Raw genomic sequence first — 1,674 nt, 5'->3', positions numbered from 1 at the left:
GACACAGGCTTTTTATTCTTGCACGATGACAAAATTGACAAACTTCTTGTCCAGTCGGCTGTGGGCTTTAAAGAACACAGCTACAAGAAAACGAGGTTAAGGGTAGGGGAAGGTGTCAGCGGCCTGGTGTTTCAACACGGAAAGTCTATGATGATCCATGGGGAGAAGGAAATTACCGAAACGATGAGCAATATGTCTGAAGCCAACTTTCAATATTACATTGACTCTACAATGGATATAGCGTTTCCGGACAGCATGATTTCTGTTCCTTTACGCTTCCAGTACGAAACAATTGGCGTCCTGACGATCGACAGTTTCAAGTACAACAGTTTTTTCTCAGAGCAGGATTTAGAACTACTGGAATCGCTTGCTGACCATGTAGCCATTGTTATTACGCACTCTAAACTTTATAAGCAGGAGCGAAAGCAGAGAAAGGAATTGCAACAAACTCATCAAGCTTTACGTAAAGAACATCTTACCATGCAGCGAACCACAGATTTTCACCATCAGCTAACGAATATTGCCGCCCGGGGAGAAGGGGCGGAGGCGATCGTGCGTACACTAAAGCGAATGGTACGCTTTCCTTTTGCGATCTATGATTCATTATTAAAGCCTTTTTATATTGATAATGAGGCGAAAGATAAACAATTACCCGTAAAGTTTTTAAACAATGAGCGAGTAAAAAAGGTTATATCAACGAACAAATGGCAGCAAATGACTACGGAAGGAGAAGAGCGTCTCGTTGTTCTTCCGGTAGTAGGTGTTGATTCCATGTGGGGGTTCCTTTGTGTGTGGATCGACTCAGCGGACTTCTTTGAAAATGATATCGTTCTGTTTGAGTATGGTGCTACAGTTCTGTCCTTGGAATTAACAAAGCAGGATGCTATTCGAGAAGCCGAAAATAGAGCAAAGGGTGAACTTGTGGAAGGTGTACTAGCAGGAGAAATGACTCCTTCTCTTGAAGCACAGGCATCAAACCTGGGATTTTCAACTTCGGATTATTATGTAATGGTCTTGTGTAAAGTTGATACGGGAATAAACAAAAATGAAGGAAAGCACCAAAATGCACGAAGACAGAAAGATGAGATGGTAGCGTCAATTGAACACGCTTTAACTGACAATCGACTCAATGGGATTGTTTCAATGAACAGTTCTTACATATTTGCCATGGTCAGCTTTCCAGATGTACAAGGCAAAATGGCTGCACGAGAAAGCATTAAACCTTTTGTTCGTCAAATGGAAAAGAAGTCTGCCCCGATTAAGCTTGGAGTTGGACGAGTTCATAAAAACTTGTCCCGTTTGAATCACTCTTATAAAGACGCAGAGAAATGCATTCAGCTTTTAGATAGTCAGCCAGGTAAAAAGGTGATGAGTTTTGTAGAGGCTGGAGTTTACCGATTTTTCTTACAGCATAGCAGGGAAGAACTCAATTTTTATATTTCTGATTTTCTTGGACCTCTAATTGAATATGATCATAAGAAAAATGGTGAACTGATTCAGACTTTAATTAGTTATATTACCTTTGATAAAGATTTACGCAAGATTACGGATCAGCTCAATATTCATGCGAACACGCTTTATTACCGCATCAAACGAATTCAGGACATCCTTGAGCTTGATTTTGACGATTCAGGCGATTGGTTCAATGTTCAGCTTGCCTGCCAAGTCTATAAT

1 protein-coding gene is annotated in these 1,674 nt (G+C 40.7%); it reads left to right on the top strand.

Going from position 1 to position 1,674, the window contains the following annotated elements; translation table 11 throughout:
- Positions 1 to 18: 18 nt before the first annotated feature.
- Positions 19 to 1,674: helix-turn-helix domain-containing protein (locus WAM07_RS15945; protein WP_422168409.1), on the top strand; the 1,656-nt coding region annotated here is incomplete at its 3' end.

It is taken from the genome of Halobacillus sp. (genome assembly GCF_049282395.1).
Classification (GTDB): Bacteria; Bacillota; Bacilli; order Bacillales; family Halobacillaceae; genus Halobacillus.
Note: the sequence above shows the minus strand (reverse complement) of the source record. Positions and strands in the feature narration are given on the sequence as shown.